This window comes from Halomarina halobia, from assembly GCF_029338575.1.
GTDB classification, from domain to species: domain Archaea; phylum Halobacteriota; class Halobacteria; order Halobacteriales; family Haloarculaceae; genus Halomarina; species Halomarina halobia.
On sequence record NZ_CP119992.1, the window covers coordinates 1,184,492 to 1,205,548 of the forward strand.

General features: G+C 68.0%; 17 protein-coding genes and 1 CRISPR repeat array. Of the genes, 6 read left to right on the forward strand and 11 right to left on the reverse strand.

Features of this window, described 5'->3' with window-relative positions; all coding sequences use genetic code 11:
• Positions 1 to 107: 107 nt before the first annotated feature.
• Both gatA and gatC read right to left on the reverse strand, forming a co-directional pair.
• Positions 108 to 1,421, reverse strand: coding sequence for an Asp-tRNA(Asn)/Glu-tRNA(Gln) amidotransferase subunit GatA (gene gatA / locus P1K31_RS06280; protein ID WP_276305430.1), 1,314 nt, complete (start codon positions 1,419 to 1,421; stop codon positions 108 to 110).
• Positions 1,422 to 1,700, reverse strand: coding sequence for an Asp-tRNA(Asn)/Glu-tRNA(Gln) amidotransferase subunit GatC (gene gatC / locus P1K31_RS06285; protein ID WP_276305431.1), 279 nt, complete (start codon positions 1,698 to 1,700; stop codon positions 1,422 to 1,424).
• 165 nt (positions 1,701 to 1,865) lie between these two features.
• Here gatC and P1K31_RS06290 point away from each other — a divergent pair, with 165 nt between their 5' ends.
• Complete coding sequence (locus tag P1K31_RS06290; protein WP_276305432.1) at positions 1,866 to 2,840, forward strand: transcription initiation factor IIB; 975 nt, start codon at positions 1,866 to 1,868, stop codon at positions 2,838 to 2,840.
• Between the two features lie 135 nt (positions 2,841 to 2,975).
• Entirely contained in the window at positions 2,976 to 3,506 is a 531-nt protein-coding gene (locus tag P1K31_RS06295) for an NUDIX hydrolase (protein WP_276305433.1), read from the forward strand.
• On the opposite strand, the gene P1K31_RS06300 is transcribed toward P1K31_RS06295, so the two are convergent.
• Complete coding sequence (locus P1K31_RS06300; RefSeq protein ID WP_276305434.1) at positions 3,503 to 4,186, reverse strand: PHP domain-containing protein; 684 nt, start codon at positions 4,184 to 4,186, stop codon at positions 3,503 to 3,505. The genes P1K31_RS06295 and P1K31_RS06300 overlap by 4 nt on opposite strands.
• 157 nt (positions 4,187 to 4,343) lie before the next feature.
• Here P1K31_RS06300 and P1K31_RS06305 point away from each other — a divergent pair, with 157 nt between their 5' ends.
• Positions 4,344 to 5,714, forward strand: a complete 1,371-nt coding sequence (locus tag P1K31_RS06305) for a dihydrolipoyl dehydrogenase family protein (RefSeq protein ID WP_276305435.1) — start codon at positions 4,344 to 4,346, stop codon at positions 5,712 to 5,714.
• A 2-nt stretch (positions 5,715 to 5,716) separates the two neighbouring features.
• Positions 5,717 to 6,528: direct repeats of the CRISPR family, unit length 30 nt; unit sequence GCTTCAACCCCACAAGGGTTCGTCTGAAAC.
• Between the two features lie 110 nt (positions 6,529 to 6,638).
• On the opposite strand, the gene cas2 is transcribed toward P1K31_RS06305, so the two are convergent.
• From cas2 to cas6, 8 genes are read right to left on the reverse strand one after another with little or no spacing between them, the layout of a single operon-like run.
• On the reverse strand, positions 6,639 to 6,899 hold the full coding sequence (cas2, locus tag P1K31_RS06310) for a CRISPR-associated endonuclease Cas2 (protein WP_276305436.1): 261 nt from the start codon (positions 6,897 to 6,899) through the stop codon (positions 6,639 to 6,641).
• The gene (cas1b, locus tag P1K31_RS06315) at positions 6,899 to 7,891 is read right to left on the reverse strand and encodes a type I-B CRISPR-associated endonuclease Cas1b (protein ID WP_276305437.1); all 993 of its coding nucleotides are present in this window, start codon (positions 7,889 to 7,891) and stop codon (positions 6,899 to 6,901) included. The genes cas2 and cas1b overlap by 1 nt, the downstream gene beginning before the upstream one ends.
• Before the next feature lie 18 nt (positions 7,892 to 7,909).
• Entirely contained in the window at positions 7,910 to 8,479 is a 570-nt protein-coding gene (gene cas4 / locus P1K31_RS06320; RefSeq protein ID WP_276305438.1) for a CRISPR-associated protein Cas4, read from the reverse strand.
• On the reverse strand, positions 8,476 to 11,154 hold the full coding sequence (locus P1K31_RS06325; protein ID WP_276305439.1) for a CRISPR-associated endonuclease Cas3'': 2,679 nt from the start codon (positions 11,152 to 11,154) through the stop codon (positions 8,476 to 8,478). Before P1K31_RS06325 ends, cas4 begins: the two co-directional genes overlap by 4 nt.
• Positions 11,155 to 11,170: 16 nt before the next feature.
• Positions 11,171 to 11,992 (reverse strand): type I-B CRISPR-associated protein Cas5b, encoded by an 822-nt coding sequence (gene cas5b / locus P1K31_RS06330; RefSeq protein WP_276305440.1) that lies wholly within the window; start codon positions 11,990 to 11,992, stop codon positions 11,171 to 11,173.
• Entirely contained in the window at positions 11,992 to 13,122 is a 1,131-nt protein-coding gene (gene cas7b, locus P1K31_RS06335) for a type I-B CRISPR-associated protein Cas7/Csh2 (RefSeq protein WP_276305441.1), read from the reverse strand. Before cas7b ends, cas5b begins: the two co-directional genes overlap by 1 nt.
• A complete protein-coding gene (gene cas8b, locus P1K31_RS06340; RefSeq protein ID WP_276305442.1) occupies positions 13,119 to 15,311 on the reverse strand; it encodes a type I-B CRISPR-associated protein Cas8b/Csh1 in 2,193 nt (730 codons plus the stop codon). Before cas8b ends, cas7b begins: the two co-directional genes overlap by 4 nt.
• Complete coding sequence (gene cas6 / locus P1K31_RS06345) at positions 15,308 to 16,120, reverse strand: CRISPR-associated endoribonuclease Cas6 (protein ID WP_276305443.1); 813 nt, start codon at positions 16,118 to 16,120, stop codon at positions 15,308 to 15,310. Before cas6 ends, cas8b begins: the two co-directional genes overlap by 4 nt.
• A gap of 175 nt (positions 16,121 to 16,295) precedes the next feature.
• On the opposite strand from cas6, the gene purL reads away from it, so the two are divergent.
• The 3 genes from purL (at position 16,296) to P1K31_RS06360 (ending at position 21,045) form a co-directional block, all read left to right on the forward strand.
• Positions 16,296 to 18,482: a phosphoribosylformylglycinamidine synthase subunit PurL gene (purL, locus tag P1K31_RS06350; RefSeq protein WP_276305444.1), complete on the forward strand. Its 2,187-nt coding sequence runs from the start codon at positions 16,296 to 16,298 to the stop codon at positions 18,480 to 18,482.
• 66 nt (positions 18,483 to 18,548) lie between these two features.
• Positions 18,549 to 19,709 carry an alpha-1 4-glucan-protein synthase gene (locus P1K31_RS06355; RefSeq protein ID WP_276305445.1) on the forward strand — a complete coding sequence of 387 codons (1,161 nt, stop codon included), beginning with the start codon at positions 18,549 to 18,551 and terminating at the stop codon, positions 19,707 to 19,709.
• Positions 19,710 to 19,881: 172 nt separating this feature from the next.
• On the forward strand, positions 19,882 to 21,045 hold the full coding sequence (locus P1K31_RS06360) for an iron ABC transporter substrate-binding protein (RefSeq protein WP_276305446.1): 1,164 nt from the start codon (positions 19,882 to 19,884) through the stop codon (positions 21,043 to 21,045).
• The last annotated feature ends 12 nt before the right edge of the window (positions 21,046 to 21,057 follow it).

The following is a 21,057-nucleotide window of genomic DNA, read 5'->3' on the forward strand; positions in this document are numbered from 1 at the left end:
CGCCGAGTGACGTGTCCGCGGGCGCGAGTGGCGGGCGGCGACGGGGACGGCGGACGGAGCGACGGCGGAGCGGCGAGGCGGCGGGCGGAACGTCGGGGGGCCGACGCTCACGCCAGCGCGCTCGCGACGCGGACGATCTCGCGCTCGCCGAAGGCGGGGCCGACGAACTGGACGCCGACGGGGAGGCCGTCGGCCTCGCCCGCGGGGGCGGAGACGGCGGGCAGGTCGGCGAGGTTGACGGGGACGGTGTTGGCGTCGATGAGGTACAGCTTGAGCGGGTCGGCGAGGCTCTCGCCGAGCTTCGGGGGCAGCACCGGCATCGTCGGCGAGGCGAGCACGTCCGCCTCCTCGAAGGCGGCGTCGAAGTCCCGCTTGATCCACGCGCGGGCGTCCTGGGCCTTGGCGTAGTACTTGTCGTGATAGCCCGCCGAGAGGGCGTAGGTGCCGAGGAGGACGCGGCGCTTCACCTCCTCGCCGAAGCCCGCCTCGCGCGACCGGGCGAAGGCGTCGTTCCAGTTCCCCTCGTACCCGCCCGAGACGCCGTACCTGACGCCGTCGAAGCGCGCCAGGTTCGAGGACGCCTCCGACATCGCGATGACGTAGTACGCCTGCACCGCGTGCTCGACGGACTCGAGTTCGACCTCCCGCACCGTCGCGCCCTGCGCTTCGAGGTTCGCGACGGCGTCGTCGAACGCGTCGACGACCCGCTCGTCCGCGCCCTCGAGGAGGTCCGTGAGGACGCCCACGGTCGTCCCGTCGACGTCGCCGTCGGCGGCGCTCGCGTAACCCGCGTCCGCCCCGCCGGCGTCCGCCCGCCCGTCCGGGCCGTCGCGGGCCTCGCTCGCGTCGCGCGTCGTCGAGTCGCGCTCGTCGGGGCCGGCGATCACGTCGAGTAGCTCCGCCGCCTCCTCGACCGTCGGCGCGATCGGGCCGATCTGTTCGAGCGAGTTGGCGTACGCGACGAGGCCGTAGCGCGAGACCAGCCCGTAGGTCGGCTTGATGCCGACGACGCCGCAGAAGGCGGCGGGGTTGCGGATCGACCCGCCGGTGTCGGTCCCGAGCGCGAGGTCGGCCTCGCCCGCGGCGACGGCGGCGGCGGACCCGCCAGAGGACCCGCCGGCGACCCGCGACGCGTCGGCCGGGTTCCGCGTCGGCCCGAACGCCGACGTCTCGGTCGTCCCTCCCATCCCGAACTCGTCCATGTTGGCCTTCCCGACGACGGTCGCGCCGGCGGCCTTCAGGCGCTCTACGACCGTCGCGTCGTAGGGCGGGACGTACCCCTCGAGCATCGCCGACCCGCAGGTCGTCCGGACGCCGGCGGTCGAGATGTTGTCCTTGACCGCGACGGTCCGGCCGGCGAGGGGCCCCTCGCCGGCGCCCTCGATCGTCTCCTCCGTGATGAAGGCGTTCAGATCGCCCATTTACGACACCCGTGGGCCCTTGAAGTAGCCGTCCTCCGTCTCGGGGGCGTTCGCCAGCGCCTCCTCCTGGGTGAGACAGTCGCGGGGGTCGTCCGGGCGCATGACGTTGACCAGTTCGCGCTCGCGGTCCACCTCGGGAACCTCGTCGAGGGTGTCGAAGTACGCGAGGATCTCCGCGAACTGCTCGGCGAAGCGCGCCACCTCCTCGTCGTCCAGCGCGACCCGTGCGAGGTCCGCGACGTGGCGGACCTCCTCCGGGTCGACGGATGCGTCGCTCATACGGGCACCTGCCGCGGACGGACACTAAGGGTTTCGAAAGCCCGGATTCGACGGCCTCGAAGCGTGAGAGGCACCCTCACGTTCAACAGGTTTAAGTTGCCCGATTCACAACAATATAGTACAGACAGACGATTCTGGGTCGACCGGCCCATCCGAGCCCACACGATGACAGATACCACTATCCGGCGGGAGGCGAGCGAGCGTGAGCGAGAGAGCGGGGAGCGAGAGGTGGACGAGGACGAACTCGTCTGTCCCGAGTGCGGCGGTCGGTTGGAGACGGACACGGAGCACGGCGAGACGGTGTGCGCCGAGTGCGGCCTCGTCGTCGAGGAGGACAGCATCGATCGCGGCCCCGAGTGGCGCGCCTTCGACTCCGCCGAGCGCGACCGAAAATCCCGCGTCGGCGCACCGACGACGAACATGATGCACGACAAGGGGCTGTCGACCAACATCGGCTGGCAGGACAGGGACGCCTACGGCAACTCCCTCTCGTCCAGACAGCGCGCGAAGATGCAGCGGTTGCGCACGTGGAACGAGCGCTTTCGCACCCGCGACTCCAAGGAGCGCAACCTGAAACAGGCGCTCGGCGAGATCGACCGCATGGCCAGCGCGCTCGGCCTCCCCGAGAACGTGCGCGAGACCGCCAGCGTCATCTACCGCCGCGCGCTCAACGAGGACCTGCTGCCCGGCCGCTCGATCGAGGGCGTCGCCACCGCCGCGCTCTACGCGGCGGCGCGCCAGGCCGGCACCCCCCGCAGCCTCGACGAGATCACCGCCGTCTCCCGCGTCGACAAGGACGAGATCGCGCGCACTTACCGCTACGTCGTCCGCCAGTTGAACCTGGAGATCAAGCCGGCGGACCCGGAGAGCTACGTCCCGCGCTTCGCCAGCGACCTCGACCTCTCCGACGAGGTCGAACGCCGCGCCCGCGAACTGCTGCGCAACGCGAAGGAGCAGGGCATCCACTCCGGGAAGTCCCCGGTGGGGCTCGCGGCGGCGGCGATCTACGCGGCGGCGCTGCTCTCGAACGAGAAGGTCACCCAGAGCCAGGTCTCGGAGGTCGCCAACATCTCCGAGGTCACCATCCGCAACCGGTACCACGAACTCCTCGAGGCCGAGGGGAACACCCCCTCCTACTGATCTCGGACGGCGGTCGGCCGCGGTTCGGGGCCGACGTCACCCTCGTTTCCCGCCTCTCACCCCCGCAAGCGACGCGCAACGCGCGTAACGACGCGTATCAGAAACGCCAAGCGCCGGGCGGTCGGACCGCTCAACATGGAGACGACCCGTCACTTCGTCGCCACGGTGTACATCGTCAACGAGGGCGCGACGGCGCTGCACGACCACGAGCGGCTGGGGATGTGGCTCCCGCCCGGCGGACACGTGGATCGGGACGAACTCCCCCACGAGGCCGCGATCCGCGAGGTCCGCGAGGAGACCGGCCTCGACGTGGACCTCCTCGCGCCGGTCGGGGACGTGACCTCCGAGACGGTGCGATCCATCCCCCAGCCCCAGCAGTTCCTGCTCGAGGACATCGACGTCTACCCGACGGGGGAGGTGGGCCACCAGCACGTGGACTTCGTCTACTACGGAAGGGTCGACTCGCGGGACGTTCGGCCGGACGGCGACGACGAGGCCGCGCCGGCCCGGTGGAAGTGGTTCACGCGGACGGAGTTACGGGAGAACGCCCGCCTGGAGCCGGACGTCGCGGAGATCGGCCGGCGGGCCATCGAGGCGGTCGAGGCGGCCGCGGTCGGCGGGACGACGGGGGCTGCCGGGGCGACGGAGACGGGCGATGACCGCTAGAACAGGGACGTCATCGCGAGGACGGCCCGGCGTTTCATCGCGCCGCCCGCCTGCCGGAAGCTGATGCGCCAGGGCGTCCGTTTGCCGACGACGGTCGTCTCGCCCGCGGCGACCGCGTCGAGGATCCCGTCGACGCTGCGGTCCTCCGTCGCCACGTAGGTGACCGCCTGGCCGACCATCTCGGCGATGTGCGCGTCGCTCCCCGCCGTCATCGGGAGGTCGCGTCGCTCGGCGAAGCGCTCGGCCTGACGGTTGGAGCGCCCGGTGAGGAGCCGGGAGTTGTACACCTCGATGGCGTCCGCGCCGGCCAGTTCGTCGCGGGTGATGTGCGGCGCGACGCCGTGGCGCGACTTCTGGAACGGGTGGGGGATGATCGCGATGCCGCTCTGCTCGCGGATGCGGTCGAGCGTCTCCCCGAACGAGAGGCCCGCGGGTACCCGCTCGCGGAGGCCGAGGCCGAGGACGTGCCCGACCTCGCTCGTGATCTCCATTCCGGGGATGCCGACGAGACCGTACTCCGGGGCGACCTCGGCCATCTCCAGGCTGGCGTCGATCTCGTCGTGGTCGGTGATGGCGATGGCGTCCAGACCGACGGCTTCGGCCTGCTGGAGGATGAGCTCGATGGGGTCGCGGCCATCATACGAGAGTTCGGAGTGGGTGTGGAGCTCGACCGACAGCACGGGGGAGCGTTCGGAGCGCGAGGAAAAAAGGAATGCGGTCCGCCGGGCGCGGGCGGGCGACCCGCGTCGCAACAGTTCGCCCGCGCCGATCGTCTCGACCAACGCGGAAAAACGGGATGTGCCGGCCCGCCGTATCGGCGCGACGTGGTGACCGGCGATGGCTGACTTCGACGTACTCGTGATCGGCGGTGGGACCGGAAACGAGGTGGCGAACGCGGCGGCGGACGCCGGCCTCGAAACCGCGCTGATAGAGCGCGGGCCGATCGGCGGTACCTGCGTGAATCGCGGTTGTAATCCCTCGAAGACGCTCATTCAGCGGGCGGATCTCGTCGAGTCGATCCGGCGCGCCGGCGAGTTCGGGGTCGACGTGCGGATCGAGGGGGTCGACTACGAGGCGATCGTTCGGGAGGTGACCGCGTCGGTCGACGGGAAGTCGGATCGCATGGAACGCACCGACCGCGAGCGCGAACGCCTGACGCTGTTTCGGGAGCAGGCGCGCTTCGTGGACGACCGAACGCTGGAGATCGGCGGCCGGGAGGTGACCGGCGAGAAGGTGGTCGTGGCCGCCGGCGCGCGGCCGATCGTCCCGCCGATCGAGGGGATCGACGAGGTGGACTACCTCACGAACAGGGAGGCGTTGCGGCTCGAAACGCAACCCGAGCGCCTCGTGGTCATCGGCGGCGGTTACATCGCCGCGGAGCTCGGTCACTTCTACGAGGCGCTCGGCACGGACGTGACGATCGTCGGTCGGGACGACGTGCTCGTCGGGCGCGAGGACCGCGAGGTCGCCGACGCCTTCACCGACCTCGCGCGGCGACGGCACACCGTCCACACCGGCTACACCGCGACGGCGGTCGAGCGAACCGGCGCCGGGATCATCGTCTACGCCGAGCGGAACGACGGGGGCGAGGAAATCGAGGTCGACGGCGACGACCTGCTCGTCGCCGCGGGCCGCCGGCCGAACACCGACCTGCTCGACGTCGAAGCGGCCGGGATAGAGACGGACGAGCGGGGGTTCGTCGAGACGAACGAGTACCTGGAGACGAGCGCGCCGAACGTCTGGGCGCAGGGCGACATCGCGGGTAACTACCAGTTCAAGCACGCCGCAGACCACGAAGCGAAGTACGTCGTCGAGAACGCCCTCCGCGGCGAGCAGACCCCGGTGGACTACACGGGCATGGCGCACGCGATCTTCACCTCGCCGCAGATCGCCGCCACCGGGCTGACCGAACGGGAACTCGAGGAGCGGGACCGGGCGTACGTCGTCGGCCGACGGGCGTACGGCGATACGGTGATGGGCCGGGCGCTGAAGGAGGAGGACGGCTTCGTGAAGGTGCTCGCCGACCCCGACGACGGGACCGTCCTGGGCTGTCACATCGTCGGTCCCGAGGCGTCGACGCTGATCCACGAGGTGATCGTCGCGATCACGAGCGGCTCGGGCACGGTCTCGGACGTCACGAACGCGATCCACGTCCACCCGGCGCTGAGCAAGGTCGTGCTCGGAGCGTTCGAGGACGCGGACGCGTGACGGCTTCAACCCCACAAGGGTTCGTCTGAAACACGGTGTTGTCCTCGCGCTGTACTTCGATGTGATACCGCTTCAACCCCACAAGGATTCGTCTGAAACGTCGAGCATGTCGCTCCCGAACGCCCCCGACGCTCCCGCTTCAACCCCACAAGGGTTCGTCTGAAACACGAGTGGACCTACGATACGCCGTTGCAGTTCGCGCTTCAACCCCACAAGGGTTCGTCTGAAACGGACAGAGATGAGCACCGAGAACGCCCTCGGGCTCGCTTCAACCCCACAAGGGTTCGTCTGAAACATGACTGAGTTCGTCCTCGTCTCCTGCTCGAAGTCGCTTCAACCCCACAAGGGTTCGTCTGAAACTGTTAATCCGACTCTGTGCCGTCCATCTCCGCGGCTTCAACCCCACAAGGGTTCGTCTGAAACACGCGAGTTTCGCGCGCGCCTGCTTGACATTTTTCGAGCTTCAACCCCACAAGGGTTCGTCTGAAACCAGCACCTGGTCTATCGCCCGCGAGAGTGCCGTCTTGCTTCAACCCCACAAGGGTTCGTCTGAAACTCCTCGACGAGTCCGACCAGGGGCTCAAGCCGCTGCTTCAACCCCACAAGGGTTCGTCTGAAACTCATTTTATCGATCCTCATCGACTTCGAATACAGGCTTCAACCCCACAAGGGTTCGTCTGAAACGCGCTCATTGTACAGTTACCCCCGTAACGTCCTGAGCTTCAACCCCACAAGGGTTCGTCTGAAACATACCCCCGACTACACCCGCATCCGACATAACTCTGCTTCAACCCCACAAGGGTTCGTCTGAAACCATGCCCCATTTGAGGCACACAAGCCTTCTCACGACCACTGACGCATAACCGTTTCCGTCGACCCCCAATCCCCTCTCGACCCCTGGGGGGTCGACGGAAGCAGGTCCGTTCAGAGAAACCGACTGTCTTCGGTCGGGTCCTCGCCGTAGACCGTCCGATCGAGGAGCGTGTCGGATGAGAGTTCGTAGATGATCGTCGACTCGCCCGGTTCGAGCGTGTCCTCGATCTCGCCGCGCAGGCGTTCGAGGTCCCCCTTCGAGATCTCCCCCTCGAGCACCGAGTTCTGCACGTGGGTAAGGTAGCGCCGGCAGAGTCGCAGCATCCGTCCGGTGCGTTCGGCCCGCATGTCGTAGACGAGAACGACGTACATCACCACCACCGCTCGAATGGCTCGTACGCCTCGCCGGTCAGCAGGTGCTTCTTCAGCTTGTACGCCTCGAGTCGCAGGAGGTACTGATAGCTCACCTTCCGGTCGAGTCGCGGATGCTCGACGGTGCGTTCGAGCGTCTCCTCGAACGCCTTGACGTACGCCGTCCGACCCCGCTCGGTCAGCAGACACGAACCGAGTTCCGACTCGAAGTCGTCGAGCGTGATCTGTCCCCGATTGACGAGGCGGAAGAGCACCCGATCGGCGAGCACCGGTTTGAACAGGTCCGCGATGTCGAGCGAGAGCGAGAACCGCCGCTCGCCGGGCTCGTGGAGATAGCTCACCGCCGGGTCGAGCGCGGTCGCCCGAATGGCCGAGACACAGTTCATATAGACGAGGCTGTTCCCGAACGAGATGAGACAGTTCACCGGGTTCGGCGGGGGGTTGTACTCCCGCTGTTCGAACGAGAAGGAGTCGGGAAGGACGACGTCGAAGATCCGGTAGTACGCTCGCCTACCGGTCGCCTCGACGCCCATCAGTTCCGACACGTCGTCGGCCGCACCGACGTTGTCCGCTGCGGAATCGAGGTCCGCCAGGACACCACTCAGATCGTGTCCCCGACCGTCGTAGTAGGCGACGTTCGTCCGCATGTTGTGGATGCTTCCCTCGACGAAGGCCGAGGCGATGGCCAGCCTGCGCTTCGGGTCGTCGTAGGCTCGGACCTGTTCGACCAAGGTCCGACCGCTCGTCTGGCCCCGCTCGGGCATGAGCGAACCGGCATAGCGGTCGTTCCAGCCGAAGACGTGAACAGCGATCCCGTGATCGTTGAGAAACGAGATCAGCCGGGTGTTGTAGTCGATCTGGCCGTGGAGGAACACCGCCTCCGCGTGCTCGACCGGGATGTGTTTCTTTTCGCCGTCCTCGGTAACCAGGCGGATGGTGTCCTCGCTCCGTTCGATGCGACCGTCCGAGAAAACGTGGTAGTTCCTGTTCATGGTCTGCCTCGTTCGCCCTCAACACCAGCAGAGGTCGTGGTAGGCGCACGACTCACAGTACGGCTTCTCCTCGGCCGACGGCGGGGAGTCGGCGGTCACGACCTGGTGGATCCCTCGGATCGCTCGTTCGACCTTCTCGACTCGCTCAGACGAGAGCTCAACCGACTCGCGCTGCCGTTCGGTCGGATGTGCGAGCACGCCCTCGCGCTCGACGCCCGCGACCCGGTCGAGATACCAGAGGTAGTACGACAGTTGCATCCTCGCAGGCTCCTCCAGCGAGGAGGAGGGTTTGATCTCGATGACGCGCCCGTCGTCGAGCAGGTCAAGCGAGATCATCCCGAACCTGAGATTCCGTTTCCCCCGGTCGGCGTAGGCCGACTCGTCGACCCGGGTCCCCCGGACGACGTTGACGTTCTCGCGATCGATCTCCAGGTTCCGGCTGGCCAGCCAGAGCTCCCGCTCGCAGACGTGATAATACTGCATCATCACGCCCGTGACGCGAAACGGGTCCTCCACGGCGTCGCCACGAGCCGTGGCCAATAGCCTGTCTACCGGATCGTCCGTCGATGACGCTCCCCGTTCGGTCATAGTAGGCGAGCCTCCGCGGTCGTGTCGGGAACGACGAACCCCTCCATTGCGTCGAAGTATCCGCCGTCGTGTCCCGGCCGACCGTCCAGCCACCGGCGCTCACCTCCGGGGACAAGCGGATGCAGTCCCCGGATCTTCTCATTGGCGTCTCGATCGTCGCGATACACCGGAACCGACACCTGGAGCTCCCTGGTCGCGTCGACTAGGTCGTCGACATCGTCCCACCGGTGTTCCGTCCGAGCCTTCCGGATCTCCTCGAAGAGCCGTTCCTCGCCGTCGGTCCGAGCGACGACCACGTCGACCGCCGACCTCTCCTCGATCAGCGACAGCCTGCCGAGTTTCTCTGCTTCAGCCACGTCGACGTGTTCGGCGAGCCCTTCTGACCCAACGCCGCGAGCGTCCAGCTCCTCGAAGTACCGTTCGACCGCGTCAGTGGTCACCGTCCGCTCGGGGATCGGCGTCCCGTCGTAGACCGACGAGAGCGCCCGGGCGGTCACCTTCGTCAGGCTCTCCCCATGGAGACCGTAGATGGAGCTCGCCGGCGGAACCGTCCGGTTCTCAGGCGGGTCGAGGAACCAGACCGTCACGCGCCCCCGGTCACGGTCGAACGAGCGGTTGCATCGCCCGGCCGCCTGGACGATACTGTCCATCGGCGCGTAGTCGCGGAACACCTCCTCGAAACTCACATCCACGCCGGCCTCGACGAGCTGGGTGGAGACGAACGCGAGCGGCACGTCCCGGTCGAGGAGTTCCGTCGCGACCTCGATGAGGTGGGCACGGTCGCACGGCCGATGGCGGGTCGTGAGATGCAGGAGGGCGGCTCCGTTATCGGGCGTCGCCGACAGGACCTCCTCGACCGTCTCACGCGGATCTAGGGTCCTACTCCAGCCTGTCTGCCGTATTACCGGTGTATCGGGATCGTACGAGAGCTCGCCGAGCCTCGACTGGTAGACCTCGTTCACGACGACCGGATCGACAGCCGTCTCGACGGCCTCCGCCAGTTCCCTCGCGCTGTCGATGGTGTTGCAGATCGACAGGACCGAGGTTCCCTCCTTCAGGCGACCGGCCAGAGTATCGGCCGCCTCGGCGTACCCGAGCGTCTCCGGCTCCTCCGCCCCGCCGAGATACGACTCGACGGTGGGATGCAAGTCGAACTCCAGACGGTCCAGCGCGTCGAAGTACCGTCCGCTGTCCTCGACCAGTTCGAACGGCTCCCGCCCGTCATCGGAGAGGAGCCGGGGCTGTGTCGCGGTCATCGCGATGACAGACGCGCCGTACTGCTGTGTCAGCACCTCCATCAGCCGGTTCACCAGCGGCCACCACTTCAGTGGGAGCGCCTGTGGCTCGTCCAGCACGACCACGCTGTCGTACAGCGCGGGGAGTTTCATCGCCCGGGCGTTCGTCGGACCAGCCAGGCTCTCGAAGAGCTGGACGAACGTGGTGACGACCATCCCGGAGCGCCAGCTTTCCCCCAGGAGGGTTGCGAGATCCTCGACGGCGTCGTCCGGAACGGTCTCGCTGTCGGTGGCCAGTTTAACGAGTGTCTCCGCGAGGTGATGGTCGACCGTGAGCAGGTCGTCGCCCTCGGCAGCGTCGAAGACCGTCCGGCTGACTTCCGCGAGCTGGTCGACGATCGACGTATATGGGAGCGCGTAAATGAGGCGGCCGTTCGATTCCCCATCGAGCACCGTCAGCGCGGCGTCGAGGCCCGAGAGCGTCTTTCCCATGCCGGTCGGAAGAGTCAGAGTGGCGACATCGCGATCGGACGCCTCGAACGCCTCGGCTCGTCGGCGGATCGACTGTCTCGCCTCCTCGCGCCGCTCGTTCATCGCGACCGTCTCCTCTGTGAGGTCGTCCGACGCGTTCTCGGCCTGGAGGTTCCGAACGTAGGCGTCGACGGCAACTCGCCTCGGTTGGGTAACCGAGTACGCTTCGCGATCGACGGGGACGCCAGACACGAGGTGCTTCGTGCTCGTCTTGTCAGCCAAGACGAGGGCACTCCAGACCTGTACGAGCGCGGCGTAGAAGCCCTCGGGCAGTTTCCCGGGAGCCTCCCGAAGCCGTCTGCTGCCCGTGCAGACCGGCTCGGCGACGCTTCGGTACTCCCGTGTCCGGCGAACGTCCGGAATCTCCGAGCGGACCGTCTCCCACATCGTGTCCGAAGCTCCCGTTCGGTCGAGGAGTTCGACGGCGAGATTGGGGACGCTACCGTCGATGTCGTCGATCTGGTCGGGAGGGTCCTCACGGTAGAGCCGAGGGAGCCGGTCACCGCTGTCGACACAGGCCCGGTACACGTAGGATGTCGCGTCGGGAAGCCGACCGTGGTGCCGCGCGACCGCCAGAAACCCCAGGAGCGGATCGGTCCCCTCGAACCCCTTCTCGACGAGGACCCGGTGGGCGACCAGCGCACCCAGCGGGGCGTGGTGCGTCGGCCCCTCCGACACCGCCTCGGCTCCGTCGGTCAGGTGGTCGTGGAACCACGACGTGAGTTTCCCGAAGTCGTGAATCTCGGCGACTGTGACGGCCAACTCGCAGAGCGAGTCGCCGTTCGGCGTCTCCGCGTCCGCCGGAACGAGCCAGCCGACCCGTTCGGCGACGTCCCCCAGGTGACGGTCCAGCGGCACGCGCTCCCCGGCCCGAGTGACGTGTGACGGGCGACGCGTGAAATCGACCATCAGCGTCCACCGCGATTCACGCGAACATCACGTGTCTCCCGTCGACTTCGGCGGTTTCGACGCCCTGGACGCGGAGCGAACTCGCGTCCGCTGCGTACGCCAGGCTCCGAAAGCCGGTCGTGGTCCGTCCGTCACCGTCGGCCTCCATGAACGCGGGCGACCGTTCGACCCGGACCTCCGTACCCGGTTCCAGCTCGACATCGTCGACGGCCTCCATGACCACCGAGTCGACGGCCGTCGTCTCTCGCTCCCGCGGCGTCACCTCGAACTCCCCGAGGTACTCGACCTCGGCCAGGTGCTCCGAGAGGCCGAGACTCGTCGGGTAGTGGGCGGTTCCCGTCTCCAGGTGCTCGCGGAGGCGACGACGCAGTTCCCCGTCGGTCAGCCGGAGGTCGATGCGATACGCCGGGTCGACCAGCACCTCGTAGTTGTGTTGCTGACGGGGCTCGGTCGGGTCCGGCAGCGAGATGCGGGCGTGGCCCCGACTCGGCATCGTGGTCATGTGTTCCTTGGCAGTCGATAGCGTGTTCTGCGGAAGATTGATCGTCCGCAGGGGGGCGACCGGCTCGACTGCCATCGCCGACACCGACGGGCCGAACGCGTCGTAGTAACTGTCCCGGTCGAGACCGACGATGGCGGCGACGATGCCGGCCACCGTCGTCCGGGGGATGACCCGGTAGGTTTGTTTGACGATGTTGCCCTCGACCCGGCGGAAGTGCGCCCAGGGGCCGTGAAGCTCGAACGAGAGACACGTCTCCGGAAGGGTGTCGCTTTCCCCCCGCTCCTCGGGGATCGCGGCTTCGCCGTCCTCCGGAACGTCCGTCGACGACCGACTCATCACTCGGGGTCGGCGGACATCGTCTCTCGGGCCTCCCCGTATACGTCCACGACCTCGACGGCTTCGTCGCCGACCGCCTCCCGGAGGGCGTCGTAGAAGCCGTGTGAATCGAGGTCGTCGCCAGCCGAGTGCGTCTCGTCGTCGACCGTCACGTCGAGGACGTCGCTGGCGACCACGCGAACGCGGGAGACCCGATCGGCGTGGCGTTCGAGCCGCTCGACCAGGGCAGTCGCGTCCAGCGTGAAGTCACGGACGGTCCGGAGTTCGTCCGCCGGCTCGGAGGCGCCCTCGTCCATCGCCAGATCCCGGGTGAGCCCGCCGAGGTGGAAGCTCTCGTCGGCGTACTCGACCCGGAGATACAGGCGGGGCTCCTGGCCGACCTTGCTCCGGCTGATCGTCTGGTTCTTGATCGCCCGCCACGTTAGGGTATCGAGGCGCTCGACGTCCGAGGCCGAGAGCTTCGTGTCGGCGGCGCCGTGCTCGTCGACGAGGCCGTGGAAGCCGATGAACCCGTACTGGATGCGGTGGTCGTCGAGATCGAAGCCGCCCTGCTCTTTCCCCTCGCCGGTGGCGATGACGCTGGTCAGGCTGTTGTACTCCTCGTTCTCGGTCACGGGGTGCAGGCTCTTGCCCGGCGAGAACTGGACCGGGCCGGTGAAGTGGTCCGGCAGGTAGTCCTCGAACCCCTCGTAGCTCCCCTTCATGTCGACGCTCATGGTCGCTCCGAAGTAGCGCACGTCGGCGCTGTGGTCGAGGAAGTCCCCGAAGACGAACTCCCGGAGTTCGGCCTCCGCCCCCTCGTCGAGGTCGTCGAGGTTCCAGTCGTCGGGCTCGAGATCCCGCAGTCGGTCCGCGAGAAGCTGCTCCCGGGAGGACTGCATTCCCTCCTCGTTCTTCACGTTCCGGACGTAGACGCCGTGGCCGTCGTCGTCGAGCTGGTCGCGGAGATAGCGCTTCAGGCGCACGTCGGTCACGACCGCCTCCTGCGTCTCGGGGTCGATGCGCGGTCGGTTCGCCCCGCTGAGCGGGTTGCCGTTGGGATTGGCGTCGACGGCGTCGTAGCAGAAGACGATCTCGGAGCGGTTCCTCACGGGGTCGTAGCTGTCGTCGGTGTGGGCGTAGGTCGTCATCGGGGGTCCTCGCTGGTGGCCGCGGGCCGGTCGGCGGGCGTCTCGGCTGTCGACTGCTCGTCGTCCTCGTCATCGTCGCCGGTGGTCCAGTTGTTCATCCCGTAGGCGACGCCGAGGGAGTAGTAGAACCGGAGGTCTGTAGTGTCGAGCTCCCAGTCCTCCTCGATGTCGATCCGTGGCAGCGTCGTCACCAGCCGGTCGACGACCTCGCCGTACATCGTGGAGGGGAGCCCTCGCTCCCGCGAGTAGACGACGTTCTTGTCCAGCACGTCGCCTGCCAGACGTTTGAGTTTCGATTCGGTGATCGCCTTGATCGGGTACTGGTCGACCATCGTGGTCGAGCGGCCCTCGCTCACCTGCTGGTAGCCGGTGACCTGGCCGACCAGCGCGCCGAGCAGGAAGCTGCCCCGGCGTTCCGGGTTCCCCTCCGAGAGCGCGGGCGTGTCTTCGAGGAACTGTGCGAGTTTCGTCTCCCGCGCCGTGGCAGCACTGCCGCCGTCGGTTCGGGCTGGTGTGTCCTGTGTCATAGTATCAGTCGGCGTCCGGTCGGCCGAGCGGAACGTCGGCTCCTCGGCGACCGGTTCGTACGCTCCCCGACCGTCGAGCAGGTCGGCGGCGGCGAGCGCGCAAAGCTGTACGAACTGTGCGGCGACGCGGAAACTCGGGAACTCCTCTCCCTCGTCGCTGATCAGTCGGTTGACGTACTCGTCGAGAACCGCCTCCGCGCTCAGCGGCTCGCCACTGAGGGCGGCCACCAGCGCCCGGATGCGGTAGTCGTCGGCCGATGCGTCGTCGTCGTCCTGCGGACCGAAGGTCTGCTCGAAGTACCACCCCGTCGCGAGCGTCGTCACGAGCGAGCGCTCGTCGGGCACGAACACGTCCCAGTTCTCGGGGGTGGGAAACGCCGGGCGAACCCGCGAATGCGGGAGTTCCGCGTCGTCGTCAGCGTCGTAGAACCACGACCGGAGCACGTCTCGGTGGGACCGGGCCAGCCCCACCGGGGAGAGCAGCGACGCGTCCAGGCTGTCCCCGAACACGTCGAAGCGCTTGGTCTGGTGTTCCATCACGGCCGCGACGTAGAACCGGAACCGCTCGCCGGCCGCCTGGAGGGCCGGCTTGTCCTGGTACTGTCGGTACGCGCTCTCCAGCGGGCTCATCCCCTCCTCGGAGTTGACGAGGTCGTACAGGACACCGTACAGCTCCCGCGCGTCCTCGGGGGTAAGGCGGCCGAAGAAGTACGGCAGGTAGTAGACGTTCGCCCCCATCGTGTAGTAGTCGCAGGCGTCGACGAACGTGGACGCGTTCATCAGCGTCACCGCCACGTCCTCCGAGACGGGGTGGGTTCGCCAGGCTTGATCGGGGTCGAACCCGGGGAACTTCTCCAGTTGCTTGCCGAGGAAGTAGTTCAGCGGGTCCTCGGCGGTCCCCACGGTCCGTCCCTCGACCCCGGTCACGAGGTCCGTCGCCCGTCCCGCCGAGTCGCTCGCCTCGCCCTTCGAGACGAGCTTCGAGCGCTTGCGGGCGCGCATGGCCTCGTCGAACACCGTGCTCCCGCAGGCTCCCGGGAACTGGTACTCGCCGTCCTCGTCGAGTTTGACTCTGACCGTCGTCAGCGCGGTCGTCTTCCCATCGAGGAGCCCGAAAACCACCTCCTCGATCCGCTCGCCGACCCCCTCCTGCTCGCCCAAGTGGGCCAGTGCCTCGACGATCCAGCCGTCCTCGTGGTCGGCGGCCACCTGTCGGATCGTCTCGTCGGCAGCCCAGGCGGTCAGGCGCTCGTGGAGGTACTCCGCGACCTTCTCCGGTTCCTTGTTCCGCCCCGTGCGGTGGGTGATGCTGTGGTCGAACCCCTTTGCGGCGTTGTACCACGAGTGGGCGACGGGCCCGACCAGGTCCGCTCCGTACTGCCTCACGCCGACTGGCTCGTCCGGGTCGAGACGGGGTTCGTCACCGGTCAGATCCACGTTCAGGAACAGCAGGCTCTCGGGTTCGTCGAACAGATCGGTCGACTTCTGGGGCGTGAGGTACGCCGCGAACTCCCCGCCGCCGGCGGTCGCCAGGGTGTAGAGCCGCCCGTAGACGTACTGAACGTCACGGAGCGAGGTGATCGGCCGGTCCGGGAGTTCCTCGGCGAGTTCCTCGTAGTCGTACTCTTTCTCGAACTCGTGCGGCTCCGGCAGGAGGCTCATCCGGCGTGCACCTCTGGGGCCGGCTCGCCGTACGGGTCGTACTTTTCGTCGACGTTCACGAACCCGAACCCCAGCGAGTTCCGCTCGCCCAACCCGCAGTCGAGCGCGAGGTTGAGGTGCCGCCGGTGGTGGTCGTCCCGAACGGTGTACCCGAACTTCCACTTGCTCAGCACGAACGTCATCCGCTCACCCTCGGTGACGGTCACCGGCACGGCGAACGTCTTCAGTAGCTCGTAGGAGTCGAACAGCTCACCCTGCCGGTCGCTCGGTCCCGGTAGATAGTCGGGCGCGAACAGCCGGTGCTTCCGGTCGAGGTTCGCCTCCAACTGGTTCATCAGCGGCTCCGTCGTGTGCTCGGGTCGCCAGAAGACGGCCGTGTCGCCCCCGGGGTGGTCGATGCCGTACTCCTCGCATCGCCACGGCGGGATCCTCACGAGGAGCCCGGTCCCCGTCTCGATGGTCCCCGAGGTCCCCGGTTCGCCCGCGTCGGGCGTGAGCGCGCTCGCGTCCTCGACGCGGAACGGCATCTCGCCGACGTTCAACTCCCGGTCGGAGAGCAGGTCCGCCGCGACGTGCGCGAGCAACTGCTCGTCGGGCGAGGCGACGAGGAGCGTCCGCTCGTCACCTTCGCGCATGTCACGTGGCGGAAAGGGGTTCGAGTACGCGAACCCCGGCGGCTCGTTCGAGTCGTGCAGCGCGTCGTACTCGGTGCCGTCGAGGGCGCGCCAGATGCGCCCCCGAAGCTTGTGGTGGTACGCGTTGTCGTACGCCGCGTCCGCCCGGGCGGAGAGGCGGACCAGAACGCGCATTCAGCTACGCACCTCCGCGCTCGTCAAACATGATACAGCAAACGTTCATACCGTCAGGAAATAAACGTTGGCGAATAATTTATTATAAACATGTACGGATTGGATAATAGTGGTCGGACACCACGTTCGTGCACATAGAAACCCCTTTGTCCCACCGAAATCACCAAACAGGTGAATGCCGCTCACCCCCTCGGACCGCGAACTCGTCGTCGAGGAACTCGGCCGCGACCCGACGCCGGCGGAGGAAGCGCTCTTCGAGAACCTCTGGAGCGAACACTGCGCGTACCGCTCCTCGCGCCCCCTGCTGTCGGCGTTCGACAGTCAGGGAGAACAGGTGGTCGTCGGGCCGGGCGACGACGCCGCCGTGGTCGAACTGGTGGAGGACTGGTACGTCACCCTGGGCATCGAGAGCCACAACCACCCCTCCTACGTCGATCCCTACGACGGCGCGGCGACGGGCGTCGGCGGGATCGTCCGCGACACGCTCTCGATGGGGGCGTACCCGATCGCGCTCACCGACTCGCTCTACTTCGGCGCGTTCGACCGCGAGCACTCGCGGTACCTCTTCGAGGGCGTCGTGGAGGGGATCGCCGACTACGGCAACTCCATCGGCGTGCCCACCGTCGGCGGGAGCGTCGCCTTCCACCCCGACTACGAGGGGAACCCGCTGGTGAACGTCGCCTGCGTCGGCCTGCTGCGCGCCGACCGCCTCGTCACCGCCCGGGCGCGGACGCCCGGGAACGCGCTCGTACTCGTCGGCAACGCGACCGGCCGCGACGGCCTCGGCGGGGCCTCCTTCGCCAGCGAGGACCTGAGCGAGGACGCGGAGACGGAGGACCGCCCGGCGGTGCAGGTGGGCGACCCCTACGCGGAGAAGTTGCTCATCGAGTGCAACGAGGCGCTGCTGGACGAGGAACTGGTCGTCGCCGCCCGCGACCTCGGCGCGGCGGGCCTCGGCGGCGCGTCGAGCGAGATGGTCGCGAAGGGCGGTCTCGGGGCGCGCATCGACCTCGATCGGGTCCACCAGCGCGAGCCGAACATGCGCCCGCTCGAGATCCTCCTCGCCGAGTCCCAAGAGCGCATGTGTTACGAGGTGCGCCCGGACGACGTCGAGCGCGTCCGCGAACTCGCGGGGCGGTTCGACCTCGGCTGCTCGGTCATCGGCGAGGTGACCGAGGGCAACTACGTCTGTACGTTCGCCGACGAGGGGGGAGACCGCGAAACGGTGGTGGACGTGCCGGCCGAGTACCTGGCCGACGGCGCGCCGATGAACGACCTCGACGCCGTCGCGCCCGCGTCCCCCGAGCGCGACCTGCCCGACGTCCCGTCGAGGGAGGCGTTCGAGGCGGTCGTCGGGAGCCCCAACACGGCGAGCAAGCGCTGGGTCTACCGCCAGTACGACCACGAGGTGGGCGCGCGGACGGTCGTCCGGCCGGGCGACGACGCGGCGGTGCTGGCCGTTCGCGAAGTGGGCGCGGAGCCACGCTCCGCGGGAGAGTCGAGCGGGCCTTCGGCCCGCGAGACCGGCCTCGCGATCTCGGCGGGTGCGGACCCGAACTGGACGAGCGCCGATCCCTACGAGGGAGCGCGCGCGGTCGCGCTGGAGAACGCGACGAACCTCGCGGCGAAGGGCGCGCGACCGCTCGCCGCCGTCGACTGCCTGAACGGCGGCAACCCGGAGAAGCCGAAGGTGTACGGCGGCTTCCGCGCGATCGTGCACGGGCTCGCGGAGATGTGTCGTGATCTCTCGGTCCCGGTCGTCGGCGGGAACGTCTCGCTGTACAACGACTCCGCCTCGGGGCCGATCCCGCCCACGCCGACGCTGGCGATGGTGGGGACGAAGGCGGGGTACGACGCGCCGCCCGCGTCGCTCGCCGGGGAGGGGACCCTCCTCGTCGTCGGCGACGGGCCGCTCGCCCGCGCCGAGGTGCGCCTCGGCGGGTCGGAGTACCTCGCGCGGTTCGGCGGGAGCGACCGGTTCCCCGCGCTGCCCGAGGCCCCCGCGGACGCGCTCGACGCGCTCGCCGACGTGGCGGACCACCCCGCGACGCTCGCGGTCCACGACGCGAACCACGGCGGCCTCGCCGCGACGCTCGCGGAGATGGTGACGGGGGACGCCGGCGCGACCGCGACCGTCGAGGACGCCCCGGCGCTGTTCGACGAGACGCCCGGGCGCGCGGTCGTGGAGACGACCGACCCCTGGGCGGTTCGCGAGCGCTTCGACGGCGTCGCCCCGGTGACGGAACTCGGCGAGGCGAATTCGACGGGAACGCTGACGCTCCGCGCCGGCGGCGAGACGCTCACCTACGGCGCGGGCGAGATCGCTGAATTGCGGGACGTCATCGCCCGGGAACTGGAGTGACGCGGCTGCCCCGCCGCGACGGAACGACACGTTTTTAGGCTATCCTAAAAACCTCGGGAGTAACCGATGGCTCCAGACACGTGCGTAATCGTCCCGACGATCCGCGAGTTCGAGTGTCTACGGGCGTACTTCGAGAACGCGCGCCGGTACGGCTTCGATCTCGATCGACTGCACGTGCTGCTCGTCACCGAGGACTTCTGCGCGACCGACGAGATGCGCGCGCTGCTCCGCGAGGAGGACGTCTCCGGGGAGGTGTTCGACGGGACGCGCCGCGAGGAGTGGTACGCCCGTCACGGCGTCAAGGAGTACGCCCGCCTGATCCCGGCGGCGAGCCACGCCGAGACGAGTTTCGGGCTCATGTACCTGTGGGCGGACGAGCGCTTCGACTACGGGTTCTTCATCGACGACGACACGCTGCCCCACCCCGACTTCGACTTCTTCGGTACGCACTTCGCGAACCTCGCGTACGAGGGGCCGATCGAGTCGGTCCGCTCCGACGAGCGGTGGGTGAACGTGCTCTACCAGAACGCCGACGACCACGGCCTCTACCCACGGGGGTACCCCTACTCCGCGATGGGCGAGACGGTCGTGACGGGGACCGAGCGCGTGACGAACGTGGTCGCCTCGCAGGGGCTGTGGACGAACGTGCCCGACCTCGACGCCGTCCGCATCCTGATGGACGGCGACCTGCGGGGGCAGGCGCGGACGCGGACCGCGACCGAGGACTTCGCCGGCAACTTCGTCGCCGAGCGCGGGCAGTACCTCACCGTCTGCTCGATGAACCTCGCGTTCGAGCGGGAGATCGTCCCGGCCTTCTACCAGCTTCCGATGGACGACAACGAGTGGAACGTCGGCCGGTTCGACGACATCTGGAGCGGCGTGTTCCTCAAGCGCGCGACGGACCTCCTCGACGCCGACATCGTGACCGGCTACCCGCTCTGTGAACACAACAAGGCCCCGCGATCGACGTTCGACGACCTGAACAACGAGGTGCCGGGGCTCGAACTGAACGAACACCTCTGGGAGATCGTCGACGGCGTCGAACCGTCGGCCGACTCGTACGCCGGGGCGTTCGCTGCGATGGCCGACGCCCTCGCCGACGGCGACTGGTCCGCGTACGAAAACGGCGCGTTCCTCAACTACGTCGGCGAGCACATGCGCGACTGGCTCGAGTGCCTCGACCGCCTCGCCGCGACCCGCACTGCGACAGTGACCGCGGACGACTGATAGGGAGTATCGTGGGCGTTTATCGATTCTCCCGGAGAGAATCGAACACCGTAGCCAGTCGGAGACACAACGAGTCTCGACTGGCTACGATACTCCCTATGAGCGGGACGCCGACGCGTGCATCCCGTTCGAACCGGTAGGTATATGCCGTTTAGGTTCACCTAAACCACGTATGACGACGGAGGATTCACCGGGGCGCGCGATCACTCGTCGACGGCTCCTCGCGACGGGTGCGGCCGCGGGCGTCGCCGGGCTCGCGGGGTGCACGGGGCTGTTCAGGGGGTCGAACGAGAGCGGGGGGAACGGCTCGGAGGCGGTCGGGCAGATCGGCTCCGGCCGGTCGCCCTTCGGCGACCGGGAGATCGGCGGCGGGACGTCGATGGCCGACATGCCCGAGATGAGCGGCGAGCTCACCGTCTACTCCGCCCGCGGGGAGGTGCTCGTCGGCGAGCTGATCTCGTTCATCGAGGACCTCTATCCCGACCTCGCCGTCAAGGTGCGGTACAACTCGGCGGCGGAGCTCGTGAACCAGATCGAGACCGAGGGAGAGAACAGCCCCGCCGAGGTGTTCTTCACGGTCGACGCCAGTTCGCTCGGCGAGCTGAAGAAGGACGGGTTCACGAGCGAGCTTCCGGAGGGCGTCCGGGAGCTCGTCCGCGAGGAGTTCCGCGACCCGGACGGGCAGTGGATCGGCACCTCCGGGCGCGCGCGGACCGTGCCGTACAACACGAATAAGTTCGAGAAGTCCGACGTCCCGACCGACGTCATGGCGTTCCCCGAGAAGAAGGCGTTCGCCGACGGGATCGGGTGGGCCCCGACCTACAGTTCCTTCCAGTCGTTCGTCACCGCGATGCGCGTACTCGAGGGGGAGAAGGCGACGAGGCAGTGGCTCCGGGGCGTCATGGACCTCGGGGTCCGGGAGTACAGCGACGAGTTCCGCGTCGCGGAGGCGATCGCCGACGGGGAGATCGGCGTCGGGTTCGCGAACCACTACTACATCCAGCGGGTGCTCGCCGGCCGCGGCGGCGAGGCCCCCATCGCCACCGCGTTCACGAAGGGCGACGCGGGCGCGATGTTCAACGTCGCGGGCGCGTCCGTGCTGAAGACCGCCGCCGACGCGGAGCTGGCGGCGAACTTCGTCCGCCACCTCCTCTCGGCCGAGGCCCAGGACTACTTCGCGCGGGAGACCTTCGAGTACCCCCTCGTCCCCGGCGTCGAGCCGATCGGTCGGCTCCCGACCATCGACGAACTGAACCCGCCCGAGGGGCTGGATCTCACCCAGCTGTCCGACTTCCAGGGGACGATCGAACTCATGCGCGACGTCGGCGTGCTGTGAGACCGATCGAAC

What these genes read in the sequence shown, in the direction of transcription:
- gatA (WP_276305430.1), bottom strand. Translation starts at nt 1,421, where the DNA reads ATGGGCGATCTGAACGCCTTCATCACGGAGGAGACGATCGAGGGCGCC.
- gatC (WP_276305431.1), bottom strand. Translation starts at nt 1,700, where the DNA reads ATGAGCGACGCATCCGTCGACCCGGAGGAGGTCCGCCACGTCGCGGAC.
- P1K31_RS06290 (WP_276305432.1), top strand. Translation starts at nt 1,866, where the DNA reads ATGACAGATACCACTATCCGGCGGGAGGCGAGCGAGCGTGAGCGAGAG.
- P1K31_RS06295 (WP_276305433.1), top strand. Translation starts at nt 2,976, where the DNA reads ATGGAGACGACCCGTCACTTCGTCGCCACGGTGTACATCGTCAACGAG.
- P1K31_RS06305 (WP_276305435.1), top strand. Translation starts at nt 4,344, where the DNA reads ATGGCTGACTTCGACGTACTCGTGATCGGCGGTGGGACCGGAAACGAG.
- cas2 (WP_276305436.1), bottom strand. Translation starts at nt 6,899, where the DNA reads ATGTACGTCGTTCTCGTCTACGACATGCGGGCCGAACGCACCGGACGG.
- cas1b (WP_276305437.1), bottom strand. Translation starts at nt 7,891, where the DNA reads ATGAACAGGAACTACCACGTTTTCTCGGACGGTCGCATCGAACGGAGC.
- cas4 (WP_276305438.1), bottom strand. Translation starts at nt 8,479, where the DNA reads ATGACCGAACGGGGAGCGTCATCGACGGACGATCCGGTAGACAGGCTA.
- P1K31_RS06325 (WP_276305439.1), bottom strand. Translation starts at nt 11,154, where the DNA reads ATGGTCGATTTCACGCGTCGCCCGTCACACGTCACTCGGGCCGGGGAG.
- cas5b (WP_276305440.1), bottom strand. Translation starts at nt 11,992, where the DNA reads ATGAGTCGGTCGTCGACGGACGTTCCGGAGGACGGCGAAGCCGCGATC.
- cas7b (WP_276305441.1), bottom strand. Translation starts at nt 13,122, where the DNA reads ATGACGACCTACGCCCACACCGACGACAGCTACGACCCCGTGAGGAAC.
- cas8b (WP_276305442.1), bottom strand. Translation starts at nt 15,311, where the DNA reads ATGAGCCTCCTGCCGGAGCCGCACGAGTTCGAGAAAGAGTACGACTAC.
- cas6 (WP_276305443.1), bottom strand. Translation starts at nt 16,120, where the DNA reads ATGCGCGTTCTGGTCCGCCTCTCCGCCCGGGCGGACGCGGCGTACGAC.
- purL (WP_276305444.1), top strand. Translation starts at nt 16,296, where the DNA reads ATGCCGCTCACCCCCTCGGACCGCGAACTCGTCGTCGAGGAACTCGGC.
- P1K31_RS06355 (WP_276305445.1), top strand. Translation starts at nt 18,549, where the DNA reads ATGGCTCCAGACACGTGCGTAATCGTCCCGACGATCCGCGAGTTCGAG.
- P1K31_RS06360 (WP_276305446.1), top strand. Translation starts at nt 19,882, where the DNA reads ATGACGACGGAGGATTCACCGGGGCGCGCGATCACTCGTCGACGGCTC.